The organism is Nocardia sp. NPDC059195 (assembly GCF_042754695.1).
Classification (GTDB): domain Bacteria; phylum Actinomycetota; class Actinomycetes; order Mycobacteriales; family Mycobacteriaceae; genus Nocardia.
In genome coordinates, this window is the sequence record NZ_JBHZBG010000009.1 from 95,559 (window position 1) to 111,495 (window position 15,937).

Sequence of the window (15,937 nt, forward strand, 5' to 3'; positions counted from 1 at the left end):
GGCTCGCGCGTCCCACATCGCCCCATTTTCAAGGAGTCCACTGCAATGGACGTGCTGATCAGTCAGCTCTTCACCGGGTTGAGTCTGGGATCCATTCTTCTGCTCGCCGCGCTCGGCCTGTCACTGACCTTCGGTCAGATGGGCGTCATCAATATGGCGCACGGCGAATTCATCATGGCCGGTTGCTACACCACTTATGTTGTGCAACAAATCTTCTCGTCGGCCGGAGTTTCGCTGGTCGTGTCCCTGCTGATGGGCTTCCTCATCGGCGGCCTGCTCGGCGCCGCCCTGGAAATGGGGCTGATCCGCTACATGTACGACCGGCCACTGGACACGCTGCTTGTCACCTTCGGTGTCGGGCTCGTGCTGCAGCAGGCCGCGCGTGACATCTTCGGCGCACCCGCCAAGAACGTGCTGGTGCCCGAATGGCTCAGTGGCGGAATCACTATCGCGGGCGCGGTCGTGCCGAAGACCCGCATCTTCATCCTCGTGCTGGCGATCGTCGCGGTGACCACCCTGGCCGCCGTGCTCAAGACCACGCCGATGGGCCGACGGATTCGCGCCGTCGTGCAGAACCGCGGGCTTGCCGAAACCAGCGGCATCTCCAGCAGATTCACCGATATCAGCACGTTCTTCATCGGCTCCGGGCTCGCCGGCGTGGCCGGTGTGGCGCTCACCCTGATCGGTTCGACGAGCCCCACCATCGGTCAGAGCTATTTGATCGACGCGTTCCTGGTGGTCGTGATCGGTGGCCTCGGCCAGATCAAGGGCACGGTGATCGCGGCGTTCGCGCTCGGCCTGCTCAACTCGTTCATCGAATACTCCACCACCGCGTCCATCGCGAAGGTGATCGTGTTCGTGCTGATCGTCATCTTCCTGCAGGTCCGCCCGCAGGGCCTGTTCACCGTGCGGACGAGGAGCCTGGCATGAGAGATCGGCTTACACCCCTCGCCGGGTTCGCGATCGCCGCCATCCTGCTGTTCGCAGTGGCACCAGCGGTACTCAGCGACTTCCGCCTCAACCTGCTCGCCAAGTTCCTCTGCTTCGCCATCGTGGCGGCCGGTATCGGATTGGCTTGGGGCCGTGGCGGAATGCTCACCCTGGGTCAGGGCGTGTTCTTCGGCATCGGCGCCTACATCATGGCCATGCACCTGCAACTCGCCGACGCCGCGCGCCTCGGCAACGACGTCCCCGAGTTCATGGAGATCTCGGGCATCAGCGAACTTCCCGGTTTCTGGCAGCCGTTCAGTTCCGCGCCGGTCGCCATTCTCGGCATCCTGGTGCTGCCCGCGCTGGTCGCCGCCGTGCTCGGTTACGGCGTGTTCAAGCGCCGGGTGCGCGGCGCCTACTTCGCCATCCTGAGCCAGGCGCTGGCCGCGGCGCTGGCGATCCTGCTCACCGGTCAGCAGGCCATCGGCGGCTTCACCGGCCTGTCGGACTTCCGCTCCTTCTTCGGATTCCGGCTCTCGGACCCCGTCAACCGGCAGATGCTGTTCTTCATCGCCGCGGGCACGCTGCTCGTGGTGGTGGCGCTGATCCGTCAGCTCAATCGCAGCCGCTACGGCGAACTGCTGGTCGCGGTGCGTGACGCGGAGGAGCGCGTGCGCTTCCTCGGCTACGACCCGGCCAATATCAAGATCGTCGCCTATGTGGTGGCGGCCTTCCTGGCCGGTATCGCCGGTGCGCTGTTCACCCCGATCGTCGGCATCATCTCCCCCGCCGATATCGGCGTCATCCCGTCGATCGCCTTCCTGATCGGCGTCGCCATCGGTGGCCGCACCACGCTGCTCGGACCGATCCTCGGTGCGATCGGGGTGGCCTGGGCGCAGACCTCGCTGTCGGAGTCGTTCCCGTCGGGTTGGACCTACATGCAGGGCGTGCTGTTCATCGTGGTCGTCGGGTTCATCCCCGCCGGTCTGGCCGGGCTGTGGCCGATGCTGAAGGGCTGGCTCGACAGTCGCAAGAAGCTGCCACCCGCACCGGAAGAACCCGCCGCCGTCGCCACCGAGGAGAAGGTGCAAGCGCGATGACACACGAACCCAAAGCGGGCGGCAACGCCGGCATGGACAGCGACTACCTCGAAATCCGTGGTCTCTCGGTCAGTTTCGATGGTTTCAAGGCAGTCACCGATGTCGATCTCACGGTGCTGCAGGGTGACCTGCGGTTCCTGATCGGCCCGAACGGCGCGGGCAAGACCACACTGATCGACGCCATCACCGGCCTCGTCCCGGCTACCGGTTCGGCGCAGAAGTCGGGCACCGAACTACTCGGCAAGAAGGTGCACCAGATCGCGCGCCTCGGCATCGGGCGGACCTTCCAGACCGCCAGTGTGTTCGAGCAGCTCACGGTGTTGCAGAACCTGGATATCGCCGCGGGCGCCGGACGTTCAGCATGGTCGCTGCTGCGCACCCGCAAGTCGGTGCTGCCGAGCATCGAAGAGGCTTTGGAGACAACGGGTCTCACCGCGCTGCGCGACAAGCCCGCCGGGGTACTCGCGCACGGGCAGAAGCAGTGGCTCGAGATCGGCATGCTGCTCGTGCAGAACGCGTCGGTGCTGCTGCTCGACGAGCCCGTGGCAGGCATGAGTGCCGAGGAGCGCGAGGAGACCGGAAACCTGTTGCGCCGCATCGGTGGTGACCGGGTGGTGATCGTGGTCGAGCACGACATGGACTTCATGCGGTCCTTCGCCAGCTCGGTCACCGTGCTCGCGGGCGGCAAGGTGCTCAGCGAGGGCAGCGTCGAACAGGTGCAGGCCGACCCGAAGGTGCAGGAGGTCTACCTCGGTACCGCGAATCTGACTGCGACAGACAAGGAGTCGGCCGATGCTTGAACTTCACGACATCCGTTCCGGCTACGGGCGCACGGAGGTCATCCACGGCGTCAGCATGACCGTGCCCGACGACAGCGTCGTCGCCATCATGGGCCACAACGGTGCGGGCAAGACCACGCTGCTGCGCGCCGCTGTCGGTCTGCTGCCAACCAAGTCGGGGACCATCACCTTCGACGGCGAGAAGATCACCAAACTCTCACCCTCGCAACGGGTCAAACGCGGCATCGGCTACGTGCCGCAGGGTCAGCAGAGCTTCGGGCAGCTGACCACCGCCGAGAACCTGCAGGTGGTCGCGGACGGGCGTAAACGGGGCAAGGCGCTGATCGACGAATCCCTCGATCTGTTCCCCGCGCTGCGTGAGCTGCTCACCCGCAAGGCGGGCCTGCTCTCGGGCGGGCAACGTCAGCAGCTGGCCATCGCGCGGGCACTGATCACCGAGCCGAAGCTGCTCATCCTCGACGAACCGACCGAGGGCATCCAGCCGTCGGTGGTCGCCGAAATCGAGCGCACCATCATCGAATTGACGCAACGCGGCGGTTTGAGCGTGCTGCTGGTGGAGCAGCACATCGGCTTCGCACTGCAGGCGGCACAGCAGTACTACGTGCTGCACTCCGGGCATCTCGGCTCGACCGGGGCAGGCGGGGCAGGTGCGGAATCCGCGGTCCGCGCGGCGATGGCGATCTGATCGCAGCGACGCGGATGGCCGGGCGGGGATCGGGCGAGGACACACGTCCCGCCGCAGGTAGGCGGCGGGTACCGCTGGCCGCGCGCGTCTACGACGAACTCCGCCACGACCTCGCCACCGGGGAACTGGCACCGACCGAACGGCTGCGCGCCGAACGACTGGCTCAGCGCTACGGCGTCTCGCGCACCCCGGTGCGCGAGGCGCTGGCCCGGCTCCAGGCCGACGGGCTCGTGCAGCGCCATCCCGACGGGCTCTACCTGTACCGGCCACGCCTGAACGAACTCGACGAGCTCTACGAATTGCGAATCGTGCTGGAATCCCGTGGTTTTCAGCGCATCGCCGCCGGTGGTTCCGTACAGGTACACATCCCGACCGAGCACGACCTACCCACCGTGCGCGGCGAGCTGGCCCGCTGGCTCGAATACCGCGACACCCCACCGGAACCCGGACCTGAGCTGGTCGCCGCCGATGAGCGGTTCCACACCGAACTACTCAGGGCGGCAGGCAATTCCGCCCTCGCCGAGGCATTGGCAGCCGTCTACCTGCGAGTTCGCCCGGTGCGCACCATGGATGTGCCCACCGCCGAACGGGTCGCGGCCATGACGGCCGATCACATCACGATCGCCGAACAGGTGCTGGCCGGCGACGACGAACAGGCACTGCACACCCTCACCGTCCACATCGAATCCTCCCGCGCCCACGTTCGGGTGCGGGCCGAACAGGCGATCGCCTTCACCAAACTCGGTCGCGCCGTGCGGGATTGATCAACAGTCCTGCTGGAACGGCCAGCACTCTGTCTTGCGCGGAGTCGCCGAGGTCGGCGCACGGGTCGTCGAGGTCTGCGAAGTGTCCGACATCGGGCGCGGATCGGGCGAGTCCTGCCACAGCGCCGCGCCGACCACCACGAAGACGACGAGGATGCCGAGCAGTGCGGCGGCGAACAGCGCGATGCCGACGAACTTTCCCCGGCGCGACGGATCGGCGGGCGGGACGGGCTCGCTGAACTTGCGCACCTGCGGCACCACCGGCGTCGGCGCGGGCTTATTACTCGCGAAACCCTCCTCGGCCAGCTCGGCGCGCGAGGGCACCTGCGCGACCCCGAGCGTCGCGCAGGTGTTGAGCACCCGATCGATCGTCCATTCGCGCGGCCCCGCCGAGAACCCTTCGAGGTATACCCGCAGTTCATGCGCGTCAACGCTGTTCGCGACCAGCACATCGAGGCCCGGCCGCAGCGCGGTACGCGCGGGCCGGACGACCACCCCGCGATACGGCACGAGCACCACCGCGCCGGACACGTGTCTGCTGTCCTGCAACGCCTGTTCCTGCGCGACCCGCACCGCGTGCACCCCGTGCTCGACCCGATCGGTGAGACCGTTCGACGGCTCGGCGTCTAAATCCAGCGGACTGTCGCTGATCATCCACGCACCGTCGGCGGTGGTGGTGAGCAGCCCGCTCTGCCGCCGCCGGAAGCCCTTCACCTCGAGCACCGTGATGCCGCGCGGCGTCACGATCACCGCGCCGAGGCGCCGGTCACCCACCCGGCAATCGACCAGCGCGAGCCCCGTACTCGGATAGGCGCGCAGGCAATCCACGAGCTCGCGCTCGGCGCCGGTGAGCTCGGCACCCGGTCTGATCCGAACCAGCATGTGCGATGTTCCCCTACTGCTGCGACCTCACACCGCCGCTGCGCGCTGCGGTACTCACCGATCATGACGCGCAACTGTTCTGAAAACCACTGGAAACCAAAGAAAACCGGCACGAATACAGGACTGGCCCCCCGAGTGGATACTGGCGAGTACGCTCCGATCCTGGCCGACGATGTTCGAGAAGACAGGTGGACCAGAGATGGATTCAGCGCCCCGACCACGCGTTTCGCCGGGACGGTTCGGCGAACTCGGCCCGATCAACTGGGCTGTCTGGCAAGTACTTTCCCGCGCGTCGGGCACCGATGACGCACATCTTTTCAGCACCCTCGGCCGCACGGGCGGGCTCTTTCGCGGCTGGCTGCATTTCTCCGGCAAGCTGATGCCGGGTGGCAAGTTGCCGCGCGCCGAGGCCGAACTGGTGATCCTGCGCGTCGCGCAGCTGCGTGCGTGCGACTACGAGGCCGACCATCATCGCCGGTTGGGGCGCAAGGCGGGACTGTCGGCCGTCGAGATCGAGCGGGTTGCCGCAGGTCCCGAGGCCGAGGGCTGGACACCTCGGCAGCGGGCCTTGCTGAATGTGGTCGATCAGCTGGTGACCACCCGGAATGTGGACGACGCGGCGTGGGCCGACCTGGCCGAGCACTACGACGAGCGGGTACTGATCGAGATCGTGCTGCTGATCAACCAGTACGAAGGTCTGGCGTCGACCATCACGACCCTGCGGATCGAGCGCGACAAGTTCTGATGGTGTGACCCAGGTCATATGGCGAGGGGTCGCGGGATCTCCCACAGTAAAGGCGTACAACGTACGGAGTTCATCGTCACCGAGGGGAACCCATGCAGATCACCGCTTCAGCCATCTCGCTCAACGTCGCCGACCCACAGGCCTCGGCCCAGTTCCTGATCGACCACCTCGGCTTCGCCGAGAAGATGGCCGCCGACGGCTTCGTCGCGCTGACACGGGCCGACGCGGGCATGGATGTGATCTACCTGCGCACCGGCCTCGGCTCGTTCAAACCCGCCCGCATCGCGGGCAGCGCGGGTGACGGCCTGCTGATCGTCTTCGTCGTCGACGAGATCGACCGTGAATACGACCGGCTGCGCGCCGAGGGCGTCCCGATCGAGACGCCGATCGAAACCGAGGAGTGGGGCGAGCGCTACTTCCAGATGACCGACCCGAACGGGGTCGTCATTCAGCTCGTGCAGTGGGTGTGATCAGCGGCGCGCGACCCGCAACGCCGCCACGATCATCGGGATCTGCAACGGCAATCGCGCCAGCACCCCGGCCTTGAAAGCCTTGGGCGCCTTCGGATTACCGACCACATCCACGGCCATCTTGATGTTGGCTGGAAAGACACCGACGAACAGCGCCGCCGCCAGCCACCCACCGAGCCTGCGGGTTCGCGGCACCGCCAGCGCGGCCGCCACCCCGAACTCGGCAACCCCGGACGCATACGTGTAGGTCCGCGGGTTGCCGGGCAGCTGGGACGGCACGATCTTGTCGAACTGCTTCGGTGCGACGAAGTGCGTTGTGCCCACCATGAGCAGCAGTCCGCTCAACCAGTAGTGCGCACGTCGACGGGGAGTTTGATCAGCCACAGTCCCGACGGTAGCAGGACCGCCTCCCTGTGGCTTCTGGCCAGGATCCAGGAGCGATCGTGGGCGGCGGGCGGTAGGAAATTTGCCCGCACCCGGTGATTACCCGTGGATTTTCGTCATCAGGACGGAGACAGTGGTCGCTGGGCAATCACCGCACACTGCGCCGGCCCGCGTGATCGGGCCGACGCAGTAGCCGGATTACTGGCGGGCGAAGACGGTGGCCGCGGAGGTTGCCGGGCGGCCGAGGAGTTTGGTCAGGTCGCCGGTGTTCACCTCGAGCAAGCCTTCGCCGATGCGGGCGTCGGCGTCGGCGAGGACGGCGGCGTACTGATCCTCGAGGCCCGCGGCGCGTAGGGCCGCCGCGTAGTCGTCTTGGGTGTGGTTTTCGTAGCGGACCGTGACGCCCTTCGCCTCCGTCACCGCGGCCGCCAGATCCGTGCCGGTCAGCGCCTCGTCACCGCCCAGTTCGTAGACCCGGCCCTCATGGCCCTCGCCGGTGAGCACGCGCGCGGCGGCCTCGGCGTAGTCGGCCCGCGCCGCGCCGGAGACGCGGCCCGTGGCCATCGCGCCGTGCAGGACGCCGGACTGTGCCGCGTTCGCGACGGCGCCGCCGTAGTTCTCCCAGTACCAGCTGTTGCGCAGCAGCACCGTCGGTACCGAGGCGGTCGCCAGCACCTCTTCTGTGCCCCGATGGTCGGCGGCGAGCAGCATCGAATTGCTCTCGGCGCGGGGAATGCTGGTGTAGGCCAGCAGTTCGACACCGGCGCGCTCGGCGGCCCGAATGACATTGGTGTGCTGGGCAATTCGAGACCCGAATTCATTGCCCGAGATCAGCAGCACCCGGTCCACACCCACCAGTGCGGCATCAAGGGCGGCCGGATCGTCGTAGGACGCCTGCCGCACGTCGGCACCTCGCGCGGCGAGATCGGCCACCTTGCCCGGATCGCGCACGATCGCGACCGGCCGCTCCCCTGCGGCGAGTAGAGCCTCCACGACCAACCGGCCGAGCTGTCCGCCTGCTGCTGTCACTGCCACGGTCATTGTTACCTCCAGCGCTACAAGTACTAACTATTAGTAAGCACTATGCCTTCAGTGGGCACTTGCGTCAAGTGGGTATGATGGACGCATGCCCGAGACGGACCACGACCCCACGCTGGAAGCCGACGTCTTCGCGCGCAATTGCACCTCCCGCCCGGTCCTGCAGAACATCGCCGGGCGGTGGGGCGTGCTGGCCATGGTCGCGCTGCGCGACGGCCCGGTCCGCTTCAGCGCCCTGCGCCGCCGGGTCGACGGCGTGAGCGAGCGCATGCTCTCGCAAACCCTGCAGGCGCTGGAACGCGACGGCATGGTCCATCGCGAGGTATTGGAAGCGATCCCACCCCGCGTCGAATACACCCTCACCGCGCTGGGCACGGAGGTCGCCGACCATCTGCGGTCACTGATCGTCGTCCTGGAATCGAATATGGACACCGTCCGCGCGGCACAGGACAGCTACCACCGCGCCGGGACCATCGGCCAGGACTAGCTCAACGCGCGAGCAGCTCGGAGACCGTGACGAATCGGTAGCCCTGCGCACGCAATGTGTCGACGATCTCGGGCACCGCGGTAATGGACTCGGCCCCGTGCATGACGTGGAGCAAGATGATCGAGCCCGGCCGGGTCTCGGCGAGGGTGTCGGCGACGATGGCTTCGCGCGACGCGCCACCCGCGGAATCGGGATCGACATCCCAGGTCACCGTGGTGCGATCGTGGTCGGCGAGATAGTGCGGCAGCGTCCACAGCTTCTTGCCGTAGGGCGGGCGGAAACTGATCGGTCCGGGATAGCCGGCGCGGCGGATCTCGCTGTCGGTCCGTTCGATCTCCTCGCGCACGGTGTCACCGGAGACCAGCACCATGCGCCGGTGCGAATACGAATGATTCCCGATCTCGTGGCCCGCTCCCACGATCGCCGCGCTGTCCCGCCACTCCGCGTATTCAAGCCAGACAAAGGTGCGTGGCGGTTAGCGCGGCGGGCGGCGGATAGTCACCGGGCAGGGTTAGCCCGTACCCGGTGAGTTACCCATGTTCGTGCGTTCTTCGGTTGTTCTAGACGATCACCTGGGTGATGTCGCCTGGGTTCAGGTAGTCGAAGAAGCGGTGGGCGCCGTCTTCGGTCATCCGCACACAGCCGTGCGATTTCGAATCGACCGGTCCCACATGGAATGCCATGTCGCCGTTGAAGAAGGTGGCCCAGCGCATCGGCGCATTGTGCATCGTGCTCCAGTGGAATTCCCGCTTGAAGGAAACCCTGGTCACCGCGGGCGGGGTTTCGAATCCGGCCATGCCGTGCGAGATCGGCGTTGGTCCGAAGATCACCCGGCCATTGTCGACCAGCCACGCCTCGTTCGTCGACAGCCGCATGCACACCCTGGCTTCGACAACCGGGCACGGTGATGCGGTGGGAACAATGGAGGTAATACCGGGAATGTCCGGCCCACCGGGGAAAAGAGGTTCGGCTACGGCCGGTGTCACCATGCCGAGTCCGGCCACAGCGGCCGCGGCGACCGCCGCGAAACGTGCTGTCCAACCGAGAATGCTCATCGAGTTTCGTACCCTCTCTGTCCGCCTCGCCGCGCCTTCTGCCGGTCGTTAGGTACGACGACAGCGCGGTGCCGGGCTGGGCGGTCACTATGGAGTCAGCTTGTGGGCGTGCCCGGCGAGTTACCCATGTACGCACAAGATCAGGTGTTGCGACTAACAAGCGAACGAAAGAGCTACAGAGATCATCGGTTACGGGCTTCGATTCACCAAATCAACGCCCAGAAAAAGACCAAATAGAAACAAAAGGGCCGGGCACGCGATTCGCGCACCCGGCCCTGTCGGCTGAAATGTCAGAAGTTGATCATGTGCCCCGCGAGGCCGTGAATCGCTTCCTGCACCGCTTCGCTCAGCGTCGGGTGCGTGTGCACATTGCGGGCCACCTCGTTCACCGTGAGGTCCCACTTCTGCGCCAGCGTCAGTTCCGGCAGCAGCTCGGACACATCGGGGCCGATCAGGTGCCCGCCGAGGAGTTCGCCGTGCGCGCCGTCGGCGATCAGCTTCACGAAACCGGTCGGGTCGCCGAGGCCGTGCGCCTTGCCGTTGGCCTGGAACGGGAAGGTGGCGACCTTCACGTCGTAGCCCTCGTCGCGGGCCTGCTGCTCGGTGAGACCGAAGCTGGCGACCTGCGGCTGGCAGAAGGTGGCGCGCGGCATCATCCGGTAGTCGCCGAGGGTCATCGTCTCAGCGCCGCCGATGGTCTCGGCCGCGACCACGCCCTGCGCCTCCGCCACGTGGGCGAGCTGCAGCTTGGCGGTGACATCACCGATCGCGTAGATGTGCGCCACGTTGGTGCGCATGTAGTCGTCGATCTCGATGGCGCCACGGTCGGTGAGGGCGACACCGGTGGTCTCCAGGCCGTAGCCCTGCACCCGCGGCGCGAAGCCGACAGCCTGCAGCACCTTGTCGACCGTGACGGTCTCGATCGCGCCGGACTTGTTGTCCTTGATCTGGACGGTGACCTTGGAGCCGTCGTCGTCGATCGACTGCACGGCCGCACCGGTGGTGATGGTGACGCCGAGCTTCTTGTACTGCTTGGTGATCTCTTTGGAGACGTCGGCGTCCTCATTGGGCAGCGCGCGGTCGAGGAACTCCACGATCCGCACGTCGACGCCGTAGTTCTTGAGAACGTAGGCGAACTCCATGCCGATCGCGCCCGCGCCGACGATCAGGATCGAGCCCGGTAGGTCACGGGTGAGGATCTGCTCCTCGTAGGTGACCACGTTGTCGGAGAGCTGGGTGCCCGGCAGCAGCTTGGTGGTGGTGCCGGTGGCGATGATGACGTTGTCGAACGTGACCGTCTCGCTGCCACCCTTGGTCAGGGCGACATCGATCGAGTTCGGGCCGGTGAAGGTACCGAGGCCGTCGAACTCGTCGATCTTGTTCTTCTTCATCAGGAAGTGCACGCCCTTGACCCGACCGTCGGCCACCTTGCGGCTGCGATCGAAGGCGGCACCGAAGTCGAAGCTGACCTCACCGGAGATGCCGAAGGTCTTGGCTTCCTTCTGGAAGATATGGGCCAGCTCGGCGTTGCGCAGCAGTGCCTTGGACGGGATGCAGCCCACGTTCAGGCACACGCCACCCCAGTATTTCTGCTCGACAATCGCTGTTCGCAGGCCGAGTTGAGCGGCACGGATCGCGGCGACATATCCGCCGGGACCAGCGCCGAGAACGACGACATCGTAGTGGGAAGTCACGGCACCGAGCCTAACTCTGTTTCGAGGAGTTCACCCACCCGTCCCCCACATAGGTGAGATGAGCCCTCGACCGGCGGTGCGCGCCCCGACCGCTCTTGCCGCGGCATCGCCGCACGACCGGATCGAGCAGTACTGTCGAGATCGTGAGCGGCGGGGCAGTGAGCAGCCGAACAGCCCAGAGCGCGCTGACCGACGGCGCGTCCGCCGATGGCCAGGGGATCGGCAGTCGGCTCGACGGCACGGTGTCGACACACCTGGTGCGGCTGCTGGTTCAGGCCGCCCGGCAAGCGGGCGCGGCCGAGGATCAGCTGACTCGCATCCCCGGCACCGACGAGGTGGTGTTGCGCGGTGAGCTGAACCGGATTCCGATGAGTTCGTTGCTGCGGCTGTGGGAGTTGATCGCGCATGCGCGCCCGGCGGGAGCGGGTGCCGCGGTGGCCGCCGCGGCACCGCTCGGCGCGCTGAATACCTGGGACTACCTGGTGACCGGCGGTGCGACACTGACGGATTCGCTGCGTGCCGCTCAGCCGTACCACCGCCTGGTCACCGCGGCGACCGAAGGTTTCGACCTGTCCGGCGAGGCCGATCTCACCATCGGCTACCGCACCTCGGCGGGCGATCCCGCGGTGGCGTCGGTGGTCAACGAGTACGTGATGGCCTACTACCTGCGCCGGGCCCGCGAAGCGACCGGCCGCCCCATCATTCCGACCAGGGTGAGTTTCGGCCACAGCGCACCAACCGACCGCGCCGACCTGGTCGCCGTATTCGGCACGGACAGCATCGAATTCGACGCCGCTACCGACTCGATCACCTTCCATGCCGACGACGCCAACGCCCCGCTCCCCCGCGCCGACCCGATGCTCGCCGATCTGATGCGCAGCCACGCCGGCCTGGTTCTGTCTTCCTCGCGCACCATCGCCGGCCCCCTCGATGCTTTTCGCCTCGCCCTCGCCGACGCCATCGACGCCGTCGACCCCACCCTGGCCCGAGTCGCGAAAACCCTGGCGATGAGCCAGCGCACCCTGCAACGCCACCTCGCCGAACACGGCACCACCTGGCGCGACGAACTCGACCTGCTCCGCTACGAACGCGCGAAAACCCTGCTGGACCAAGGACTCACCAGAAGCGTGATCGCCCGGCGCCTCGCTTTCACCGACGACCGCGCCTTACGAAAGGCCCTCCACCGCTGGACTGGGTCGACACCCGCCGACCACCCAACCCCCTGAGCACGGCGGGATCGTCGCCCGGCCGGGACGTCAGCGCGGTGGTGTCAGGTGCGCCGACAGGAGGGGTGCGTATCTCGGTTATGCGCCGCGGCATCGAAGTTCCAGACGTGGCGTGAACGGACCGGGTGCTGGCGCGCGAGGACCTCGAAAGGCCCGATCGGGCGGCATAACGTTGTCATCACCGGAGCAAAACACCGGCTGACCTCGAAAGAAGGCTCGATCATGTCGAACACGGCCACCCGCGCACTGCCCACCTTCACCCGCGAGATCCACCTCGCCGCCCGCCCGAACGGCGCACCGGTCGGCACCGATTTCGCCTTGGTTGAGCGAGACCTGCCGGAGCTCGGCGAGGGCGAGATCCTGGTCCGCAATACCTGGATGTCGGTCGATCCGTACATGCGCGGCCGGATGGACGACAAGGCGTCCTACATCGCGCCGTTCGAACTCGGTGCGGCCCTGGATGGTTCGGCGGTCGGCCTGGTGATCGCCTCCCGCTCAGCCGATATCGCGGTCGGGGCGACGGTCTCGCATTTCGCGGGCTGGCGCGAACATGCCGTCGTCGATGCCGCGACCGCGACACCGATCGACCCGGAACTCGCCGCACCGCAACACTTCCTGAGCGTGCTCGGTACCACCGGCCTCACCGCGTATGCCGCACTCACCGACGTCGCCCAGGTGAAGCCCGGCGACACCGTGTTCATCTCGGCTGCCGCGGGCGCGGTCGGCAGCGTGGCGGGGCAGATCGCCAAGGCGCTCGGCGCGAAGCGGGTGATCGGCTCGGCCGGTGGTCCGGTGAAGACCCGGAAGTTGCTCGAGGAATTCGGGTTCGACGCGGCGATCGACTACCGTGCCGGCGACCTCGGTGGTCAGCTCACGGCCGCCGCACCCGATGGCATCGATGTCTACCTCGACAGCGTCGGCGGCGAACACCTGAAAGTCGCCATCGAGTCACTCAACCAGCACGGTCGTGTCGCCCTGGTCGGCGCGATCAGCGGCTACAACGGCGCCACCGCCCAGCAGATCCCCGACCTCTACCTCGCCGCGACGAAGGAGATCACCCTGCGCGGCATGCTGGTGACCAGCTACTTCCCGATCTTCGGCGAATACATCGGCAAGGCCGCGGGCTGGCTCGCCGACGGCACCCTCCACACCACCGAAACCGTCTACGAAGGCCTCGACCAGGCCCCCGCCGCCTTCCTCGGTGTCCTCACCGGCGCCAACACCGGCAAAATGCTCGTCCACCTCGCCTGACGGACTGCCCCGCCGCGCATCGGCCCGGCGGGGCACAGCACGTCACGCACGCCAGACCTGGCTTGCGACCCGGGCGAAGTTGCCGCCGAAGATCGCTTCGCGCTCGGCGGCGGTGAAATCACGGTCGGCGAGCAGCTCGTCCAGACCGGGCACGTCGGATTCGCCGAGCAGGTCCTCGGGCGGGGTCCATTGCAGCGGTCCCCATTTCGTGTAGGCGTCGGAGAACGCGCCGGGGTTGTCGTGGATCTCGTCGTTGAATTCCTGACCGTCGAACGAGTAGTCCGACCCGATTCCGATGTGGTCGATTCCCACCAGGTCGACGCCGTATCGGATGTGGTCAGCCATCGCCGCGACCCGTTCGGCGCGCCCGGCGGGCTCGTTGCGGCCGACGAAGATGCCGACGCCGTTGATACCGATCACCCCACCGGTGGCGGCACACGCCAGCGCTTGCTCATCGGTGATATTGCGCGGGTGTTCCCACAGCACGGCGAAATTGGAATGGCTGTAGATCATCGGGACCGAGGTGTGGGTGGAGAGATCGAGACCGGTGCGGCGCGAGCAGTGCGAGCCGTCGGCGAACATGCCGACCTCGTTGAGCTTGCGCACCAGGTCTTTTCCGTAGCCGGTCAGCCCGGTGTCGTCGATATCGAGGCAACCGCAGCCGGCCGCGTTGGAATGGTTGTAGGTGGGCAGTAGCGAACGAACGCCGAGGTCGTAGAACAGTTCCAGGTTGTCGAGATCACCGTCGAGCGGCCCGGAGTCCTCGAGGTCGAAGGCCAGCGAGATCACCTCTGGTGCCCCGATATCGCCCACCCGATCGACCAGCCGGAACCGCGGATCCGCCCCCGCGTGGTCCCGGAACTGGTGCAGCAACGCCAGCGAATCGTCCTTGGTCTGCGCCGAGTACCCGACGTTCACCGACAGATACGACCCCAACGGGTACCGAGCCAGGTCCGCGACCCGGGCCGTGTGGTGCAACGGCAGACAACAGTGCTGCTCCCACAGGAACACATCCACCTCCGGTTGATTCGTGACCTGTGATCGTACGTTTCGCAGCGCATTCGACGCCGGACCGACGCTAACGCGATGTCTGATCCGTCCGATAAATCGATACTGCGCCCCTACTCCAAGGCCCTGATCTAAGGCGGTGCGACATGCGTCGCTTCCTCATCCTCCTCGCCGCATTCGCTGCCTGCGTCGGCCTATCGACCCTGCCCGCGGCCGCCACCCCGTCCTACTGCGGACTCGTCTGGGGCTCACAGGACAAATCGAATCCGACCTACTCGCCGGCCACCCTCACCACCGTGCGAGCAGGCCGTCACGAGTGCTTCGACCGCATGGTCGTCGACCTGGCGGGCCCGTCGGCGGGCTACCTGGTGCGATATGTCGATACCGTCACCGAGGACGGCTCCGGCGCCCCTGTCCCCTTGCGCGGCGGCGCGTTCCTCCAGGTGACGGTCAACGCGCCGGCCTACGACGACGCGGGCAACATGACGTATCGCCCCACCGACCGCACCGAACTCGCGAATGTCAGCGGCTATCAAACGTTGCGCCAGATTGCCTGGGCGGTCTCGTTCGAAGGCCAGTCGACGATCGGCCTCGGCGTCCGCGCCCGCCTCCCCTTCCGCGTGAGCACCCTCGATAACCCCACTCGGGTGGTCATCGACGTCGCTCACTACTGGTGATTCACCAACCCTGCCGCTCCGGGCGCGAACCGATCAGCTCATCGGGCTTGGCGCTCGACCGCGAGCGGTAGACGACATAGGGCCGGTAGAAGTAGCTGAACGGTGCGCTGAAGGCGTGCACGAGCCGGGTGAACGGCCAGAGCGCGAACAAGATCAAGGCGACCGTCACGTGGATGTGGAACGACAGCGGCGCCTGCGCCATCAAGTCACCACGCGGCTGCAGAATCCAGATCGAACGGAACCACGGCGACACCGTTTCCCGGTAGTTGTGTTCGGGCCCGATCGCGCCGGACCCGAGCAAGGTGGTCGCCAGCCCGGTGATCAACGCGCAGACCAGGACCAGGTACATGAGCTTGTCGTTGAGGGTGGTCGCGGTGAAGACCGGACCGTTGCGGCGGCGACGATAGATCAGCAACACGATGCCGGTGAGGGTGGCCACGCCCGCGATGCTGCCGAGTGCGATGGCTTGGATGTGATAAACGTGCTGGCTCATGCCGATGGCGTCGGTCCAGGATTCCGGGATGACCAGCCCGATGATGTGGCCGACGATCACCACCATCATCCCGTAGTGGAACAGCGGACTGCCGATGCGCAGCAGTCTGGACTCGTAGAGCTGTGAGGACCGGGTGGTCCAGCCGAACTTGTCGTATCGGTAGCGCCACCAGGTGCCGACGATCAGGATCGCCAGACTCACGTACGGAACGATGTCCCAGTAGATCTCACCCGCCGACACATCGTTGG

The 15,937-nt window shown here is 66.5% G+C and carries 18 protein-coding genes and 1 pseudogene; 11 read left to right on the plus strand and 8 right to left on the minus strand.

The window, feature by feature from the left end:
* The first annotated feature begins 45 nt into the window (after positions 1-45).
* From urtB to ACFXKN_RS14125, 5 genes are read left to right on the plus strand one after another with little or no spacing between them, the layout of a single operon-like run.
* Positions 46-930, plus strand: coding sequence for an urea ABC transporter permease subunit UrtB (gene urtB, locus ACFXKN_RS14105; protein ID WP_378941800.1), 885 nt, complete (start codon positions 46-48; stop codon positions 928-930).
* Complete coding sequence (gene urtC, locus ACFXKN_RS14110; protein WP_379433089.1) at positions 927-2,030, plus strand: urea ABC transporter permease subunit UrtC; 1,104 nt, start codon at positions 927-929, stop codon at positions 2,028-2,030. Before urtB ends, urtC begins: the two co-directional genes overlap by 4 nt.
* Positions 2,027-2,830, plus strand: coding sequence for an urea ABC transporter ATP-binding protein UrtD (urtD, locus tag ACFXKN_RS14115; protein ID WP_378941826.1), 804 nt, complete (start codon positions 2,027-2,029; stop codon positions 2,828-2,830). Before urtC ends, urtD begins: the two co-directional genes overlap by 4 nt.
* Positions 2,823-3,515 (plus strand): urea ABC transporter ATP-binding subunit UrtE, encoded by a 693-nt coding sequence (gene urtE, locus ACFXKN_RS14120; protein WP_378916433.1) that lies wholly within the window; start codon positions 2,823-2,825, stop codon positions 3,513-3,515. The genes urtD and urtE overlap by 8 nt, the downstream gene beginning before the upstream one ends.
* 14 nt (positions 3,516-3,529) lie before the next feature.
* Positions 3,530-4,279 carry a GntR family transcriptional regulator gene (locus tag ACFXKN_RS14125; protein WP_379433090.1) on the plus strand — a complete coding sequence of 250 codons (750 nt, stop codon included), beginning with the start codon at positions 3,530-3,532 and terminating at the stop codon, positions 4,277-4,279.
* Here the strand turns inward: ACFXKN_RS14125 and ACFXKN_RS14130 are convergent, their stop codons facing one another.
* Positions 4,280-5,161 carry an NERD domain-containing protein gene (locus tag ACFXKN_RS14130; protein ID WP_378941839.1) on the minus strand — a complete coding sequence of 294 codons (882 nt, stop codon included), beginning with the start codon at positions 5,159-5,161 and terminating at the stop codon, positions 4,280-4,282.
* Positions 5,162-5,360: 199 nt separating this feature from the next.
* Here ACFXKN_RS14130 and ACFXKN_RS14135 point away from each other — a divergent pair, with 199 nt between their 5' ends.
* Both ACFXKN_RS14135 and ACFXKN_RS14140 read left to right on the plus strand, forming a co-directional pair.
* Positions 5,361-5,906: a carboxymuconolactone decarboxylase family protein gene (locus ACFXKN_RS14135; protein ID WP_378941842.1), complete on the plus strand. Its 546-nt coding sequence runs from the start codon at positions 5,361-5,363 to the stop codon at positions 5,904-5,906.
* Positions 5,907-5,998: 92 nt separating this feature from the next.
* Entirely contained in the window at positions 5,999-6,376 is a 378-nt protein-coding gene (locus ACFXKN_RS14140; protein ID WP_379433091.1) for a VOC family protein, read from the plus strand.
* On the opposite strand, the gene ACFXKN_RS14145 is transcribed toward ACFXKN_RS14140, so the two are convergent.
* Together ACFXKN_RS14145 and ACFXKN_RS14150 are read right to left on the minus strand one after the other, a co-directional pair.
* Positions 6,377-6,760, minus strand: a complete 384-nt coding sequence (locus ACFXKN_RS14145; protein ID WP_379433092.1) for a MauE/DoxX family redox-associated membrane protein — start codon at positions 6,758-6,760, stop codon at positions 6,377-6,379.
* Positions 6,761-6,958: 198 nt separating this feature from the next.
* Positions 6,959-7,801 (minus strand): SDR family oxidoreductase, encoded by an 843-nt coding sequence (locus ACFXKN_RS14150; RefSeq protein ID WP_379433093.1) that lies wholly within the window; start codon positions 7,799-7,801, stop codon positions 6,959-6,961.
* 85 nt (positions 7,802-7,886) lie between these two features.
* On the opposite strand from ACFXKN_RS14150, the gene ACFXKN_RS14155 reads away from it, so the two are divergent.
* On the plus strand, positions 7,887-8,285 hold the full coding sequence (locus ACFXKN_RS14155; protein ID WP_378941862.1) for a winged helix-turn-helix transcriptional regulator: 399 nt from the start codon (positions 7,887-7,889) through the stop codon (positions 8,283-8,285).
* A gap of 1 nt (position 8,286) precedes the next feature.
* Here ACFXKN_RS14155 and ACFXKN_RS14160 read toward each other — a convergent pair.
* The 3 genes and pseudogenes from ACFXKN_RS14160 to lpdA form a co-directional block, all read right to left on the minus strand.
* Positions 8,287-8,712 (minus strand): annotated as a pseudogene (locus ACFXKN_RS14160) (polysaccharide deacetylase family protein); the annotation flags it as partial.
* 133 nt (positions 8,713-8,845) lie between these two features.
* Positions 8,846-9,340, minus strand: coding sequence for a L,D-transpeptidase (locus tag ACFXKN_RS14165; protein WP_378941868.1), 495 nt, complete (start codon positions 9,338-9,340; stop codon positions 8,846-8,848).
* Between the two features lie 290 nt (positions 9,341-9,630).
* The gene (lpdA, locus tag ACFXKN_RS14170) at positions 9,631-11,034 is read right to left on the minus strand and encodes a dihydrolipoyl dehydrogenase (RefSeq protein ID WP_378916457.1); all 1,404 of its coding nucleotides are present in this window, start codon (positions 11,032-11,034) and stop codon (positions 9,631-9,633) included.
* A gap of 143 nt (positions 11,035-11,177) precedes the next feature.
* Here lpdA and ACFXKN_RS14175 point away from each other — a divergent pair, with 143 nt between their 5' ends.
* Positions 11,178-12,260 (plus strand): AraC family transcriptional regulator ligand-binding domain-containing protein, encoded by a 1,083-nt coding sequence (locus ACFXKN_RS14175; RefSeq protein WP_379433094.1) that lies wholly within the window; start codon positions 11,178-11,180, stop codon positions 12,258-12,260.
* 222 nt (positions 12,261-12,482) lie between these two features.
* Positions 12,483-13,511 carry an NADP-dependent oxidoreductase gene (locus ACFXKN_RS14180; protein WP_379433095.1) on the plus strand — a complete coding sequence of 343 codons (1,029 nt, stop codon included), beginning with the start codon at positions 12,483-12,485 and terminating at the stop codon, positions 13,509-13,511.
* Positions 13,512-13,553: 42 nt separating this feature from the next.
* On the opposite strand, the gene ACFXKN_RS14185 is transcribed toward ACFXKN_RS14180, so the two are convergent.
* On the minus strand, positions 13,554-14,528 hold the full coding sequence (locus tag ACFXKN_RS14185) for a dipeptidase (RefSeq protein WP_379433096.1): 975 nt from the start codon (positions 14,526-14,528) through the stop codon (positions 13,554-13,556).
* 137 nt (positions 14,529-14,665) lie between these two features.
* Here ACFXKN_RS14185 and ACFXKN_RS14190 point away from each other — a divergent pair, with 137 nt between their 5' ends.
* Complete coding sequence (locus tag ACFXKN_RS14190; RefSeq protein ID WP_379433097.1) at positions 14,666-15,196, plus strand: hypothetical protein; 531 nt, start codon at positions 14,666-14,668, stop codon at positions 15,194-15,196.
* A 1-nt stretch (position 15,197) separates the two neighbouring features.
* On the opposite strand, the gene narI is transcribed toward ACFXKN_RS14190, so the two are convergent.
* Positions 15,198-15,929 (minus strand): respiratory nitrate reductase subunit gamma, encoded by a 732-nt coding sequence (narI, locus tag ACFXKN_RS14195; protein WP_378943213.1) that lies wholly within the window; start codon positions 15,927-15,929, stop codon positions 15,198-15,200.
* Positions 15,930-15,937: the final 8 nt, after the last annotated feature.